This window comes from Enterobacter cloacae complex sp. IR5418, from assembly GCF_049238105.1.
Lineage (GTDB): Bacteria > Pseudomonadota > Gammaproteobacteria > Enterobacterales > Enterobacteriaceae > Enterobacter > Enterobacter hormaechei.
This window is the reverse complement of sequence record NZ_JBMKHS010000094.1, coordinates 1-2439: the sequence shown is the minus strand read 5'-3', so window position 1 is coordinate 2439 and position 2439 is coordinate 1. Positions and strand designations below refer to the sequence as shown.

Annotated in this window: 1 protein-coding gene; it reads right to left on the bottom strand. The window is 52.0% G+C overall.

Features of this window, described 5'->3' with window-relative positions; translation table 11 throughout:
* The coding region (locus tag ACOTX7_RS24170; protein WP_421626176.1) for a Tn3-like element Tn3 family transposase at positions 1-2439 on the bottom strand (2439 nt) is incomplete at both ends.

Genomic DNA, 2439 nt, shown 5'->3' with positions numbered 1-2439 from the left:
AAACCTGTACTTTGCCCAGCTTCAGGGAGCCAGCGGTCCGGATCATTTCGTCCCACTGAAGGACTATTTTTCGGGGATCTGATTGCCCTCTGGCAATATCATTCAGCACGCCATAGTCGGCATCATGGTCCATTCGCCAGAAAACCGAAGCACCGGCATCAGCCAGGCGTGGAGAAAACTGGTATCCCAGCAGCCAGAAAAGGCCAAAGACAAGTTCGCTGGCACCTGCTGTATCGGTCATAATTTCGGTTGGATTCAGCCCGGTCTCCTGTTCCAGAAGACCTTCCAGCACAAAGATAGAGTCCCTCAGCGTCCCCGGTATAACGATGCCATGAAAGCCGGAATACTGATCGGACACAAAGTTGTACCAGGTGATCCCTCTGTTATTACCAAAGTATTTGCGGTTCGGTCCGGCATTGATTGTTCTGACTGGCGTAACAAAGCGCATTCCATCTGCAGATGCCACTTCTCCTCCACCCCATATCTGTGCCAGTGGCAGCGTTGCCTGAAAATCAACCAGTCTGGCATTAGCGCTGGTGATAGTTTCAGCCCGCAGATAGTTCGCTTTTGTCCAGTTCAGCCGGTGTCGGGTCAGTGCAGGAACATTTGATCTGATCAGTGGTTCCAGACCGATATTGCAGGCTTCAGCCATCAGCACGGCGCTGATGCTGACGGGCAGATCATCAACTCTGGCACTGGCTTCACTAGCATGGAAAAACTCATCAGCAAATCCGGTATGGGCGTTAATTTCGAGCAGCAACTCCGTTAAATCCACCGGAGGGAGTAGATCACTGATCATTTTGCTCAGTCGTTTCAGACTGTCCGGCTCATCAAGACTGGCGAGGGGAGAAATTGTCAACCGGGGCTTCGGGCCAGAAACATCGAGTTCGACAGCCTCATTTTCGCAAAGACGTGCAGCAACCTGTCTGTAACGACTATCAAGCTGATGACCCAGAGATTTTATTGCTTCCTGCGGGTCTGTCGGGTGCCCCAAAGAACGATAAACCTTAATCCGGTTTGCCTGCCAGTCAGCACCCTGTAGTAATCTTGCACGAGGATCTCCCCACCGGTTACTGCCGGTAACGTAGACATCCCTCCGCCTCAGACTATCCTGCAGTTTACTGAGAAAGCAGAGCGTGTATCCCCTGCGGGTGATATGTTTTTCCTTGTTAATCACCAGCCGTTTCCATGACCGACTGATAATTTCCGTTGGTGCGTCGTCAAAAAACTGCCGCCGTGAGCTGAACTCCCGGCTGAGGTAGTCACAGGCATTCAGAGTGGTAACCCCGGCAGGTGCGGATGAAAATTTAACGGTATTCAGCAGATGGGGCAGGAAACGACGAACGCGCCCGTACTGCTCCACCATTTCTTCATGAAAATTATCGTCTGAGGGCCGGGCAATTTCACGGACAAGCGTGATGATTTCAGCCAGCTTTTGCCTTGGGATGTAGCTGAACACCTCAGCACGAATCGATTCGTCCGGTGTTTCTTCTTTCAGCAGGTACGAACATGCGCTGGCGAGCGCCAATGCAGATTTATCCAGATCCTTCAGCGAGCGGAGCCGTTTTTTCTGCCCAATCTTTCTGGCGTCACGGATGATAACGGCCAGCATGGCGTCCAGAACGTCCAATGCATCATCCAGCGCCAGCGTTTCCCATGCAAGGACAAAGGCAACCAGAACCGCCATCCTTTTCTGCGGTGACATCCTGGCAATATTGAACACCGAAGTCATACCAGCATAACGTGCGAGATTTTTCAGGCGCACAGCCGGGAGTGTACTCAGGTTTTCAGCATGCAGGCCAAAATCGTTCAGAGTTTTCCAGCGTTCAATTGCTTCATTAAACGCCGGACCACTGATGGTCACAGGGCCCTTTTTCAGTGATTCCAGTAAAGACAGGCGGCTGCAATCAGTTGGCCCCAGCAGCATCTCCAGCTGTGAACGCTGTTCGGCTGACGGTATCAGTGCCAGTTTGTTCCACAGGCGCAACGTCGCCTTTTCCCTTACCTCTGAAATCAACCGGGTCAGCGTAGTGGCTCCGGGGAGAATAATACGATGTTGCATAAGCCACCCTGTCGCCAGATCGAAAAGCAGGCCAGGACGTTCGTTGCTTATCCAGCTCCGGGTATATAAAAGACGGGTAAGGCGAAATGTCCAGGGCCAGGCAAATTCACGATACTGATAGTGCTGACGTATCAGCGCTGCATGCTCACGGCGGGTATTTTCCCTCTGACCGTATTCTGCAAGAACGGTGATATCACGAATCCCGAGCTGTCTGGCGGTAAAATGCCGGACGCCGGAAGGAATATGATTCATATCGGTGAGGAAGGTGCCCAGAAAACGGACACATCCAATTTGCAGGGCAATGCCCAGACGGTTGTGATGGCACTGTTGCAAATAGTCGGTGGTGATAAACTTATCATCCCCTTTTGCTGATGGAG